Origin of the sequence: Pseudomonas sp. 34 E 7 (genome assembly GCF_900005715.1) — a bacterium.
GTDB classification, from domain to species: Bacteria; Pseudomonadota; Gammaproteobacteria; order Pseudomonadales; family Pseudomonadaceae; genus Aquipseudomonas; species Aquipseudomonas orientalis_A.
This window is the reverse complement of the sequence record NZ_CVTX01000119.1, coordinates 1-1,662: the sequence shown is the minus strand read 5'-3', so window position 1 is coordinate 1,662 and position 1,662 is coordinate 1. Positions and strand designations below refer to the sequence as shown.

Annotated in this window: 2 protein-coding genes; one reads left to right on the top strand and one right to left on the bottom strand. The window is 63.5% G+C overall.

Going from position 1 to position 1,662, the window contains the following annotated elements; translation table 11 throughout:
• Positions 1-295: 295 nt before the first annotated feature.
• A complete protein-coding gene (locus tag BFP96_RS09965; RefSeq protein WP_065936121.1) occupies positions 296-1,057 on the bottom strand; it encodes an AraC family transcriptional regulator in 762 nt (253 codons plus the stop codon).
• 270 nt (positions 1,058-1,327) lie between these two features.
• Between BFP96_RS09965 and BFP96_RS09960 the strand changes: the two genes are divergently transcribed.
• On the top strand, positions 1,328-1,662 hold a 335-nt coding region (locus BFP96_RS09960; protein ID WP_177343730.1), incomplete at its 3' end, for a proline racemase family protein.

Here is a 1,662-nt window from a genome sequence, read left to right as displayed (position 1 = left end):
GCGGCGGCCCACGGATTCAAGCCGGAGAGAGGGCACACCGAGCCTAGGCGAGGTGCCGAGTGGTGGGGCAAGAGCGTTTTGCTTACTTTTGCGCTTTTCAAAAGTGAGCCGCCGTCAGGGCGGAACCCTAATCAGCCGTTACCGCAGAAACGGATATGTACTTGATCTGATCCAACATCCTGGTCGGCCCTGAGGCCGCCATCGGGGGCAAGCCCCCTCCCACATTTGGGCCAGGATCGACACAAAATCCCGGTCGGCCCTGAGGCCGCCATCGGGAGCAAGCCCCCTCCCACACCTATTGGGTGGCCTGCCGATATTGCCTGGGCGTAAACCCGGTCGACGCCTTGAACTGTCGAGTAAACGCACTGTGGTCGGTATAGCCGCACTGCAAGGCGACGTCGGTAATCGGCAGTTCGGAGTGCAACAATCGGTGGGCATGCTCCAGCCGCACCTTCTGGATCATTTGCCGGGGCGTAAGGTGGAACACCCGCTTGCAATAGCGCTCCAACTGCGCCACGGAGATACCGGCAATGCGCGTCAGCTCCCCGAGGGTGACACGGCGGTTGAAGTGAGCGCGGATATGTTCGTCTACCGCCGCCAGGCGTTGGTAGGCAGGGTGGGTCTGGCTGGCCGACTGCAGGTCGAGCGAAATGCCGGCCAGGCCGATGATCGCGCCGCCAGCGTTATACAGCGGCCATTTGTGCGTCAGGCACCAGCCCGGTTCGCGGCTGCCGTAAAGGTGCAGCTCAAGCTGGTCCTCCAGCACCAGACCCTGCTGCAGCACACGCCGGTCCTGCTCGGTATAGCCCGGCCCCAGTTGCGCCGGGAATACCTCGGCGCTGGTCTTGCCCAGCAGCGGCTGCAGTTGCCGCAGGCCGCAGCGCTGCACCAGGGTGCGGTTGGCGAGCACGTAGCGGGCCTCGATGTCCTTGATGAAAAACGCCGCGTTGGGGATCACATCCAGCAACGGCAACAGCTGCGCCGCGCCTGTCAGCAACTGCTCGATGCTGTGGGGGCGACTGCCCTGCAAGAGACTCGCAAACACGTGCTGCACCATGATCTTCATCGCCCGTTTCTGACCCCGACGCCGAGCAGATTGCCCCATGCCCGGGACCCTGTCGAGCGCTGCAAACTGTGCTGAATTCGTCATCCATCCCGGCGCAAACCATCAATCGTCGCCCGCTTAGGGGGTTCACGATAGCGCCATTGCCTACCTGGTGCGCCTGGAAAGCGACGACGATAAAAGCGAAGCCGTCAGTGACGATCACTACAGCACCCCACCCTCTTTAGCCACTCACTCTGCGGCCACTCACTGATGGAGCCTTGCATGAAACGCCTGCACGTTATCGACTCCCACACCGGCGGCGAACCCACACGCCTGATCATGAATGGCTTTCCTGCGCTGACCGGCGACACCATGGCCGCTCAACTCGACGACCTGCGCAGCCACCATGATCAATGGCGCCGCGCCTGCCTGCTGGAACCGCGCGGCAACGACGTGCTGGTGGGGGCGCTGTATTGCGCGCCGGTCACCCCGGGCGCGACCTGCGGCGTGATCTTCTTCAACAACGCCGGTTATCTGGGCATGTGCGGCCACGGCACCCTCGGCCTGGTTGCCTCGCTGCACTACCTGGGGCTGATCGCGCCGGGCGTGCACACCCT

Coding starts and splice junctions, on each gene's coding strand:
- BFP96_RS09965 (WP_065936121.1), bottom strand. CDS start 1,057: ATGGTGCAGCACGTGTTTGCGAGTCTCTTGCAGGGCAGTCGCCCCCAC.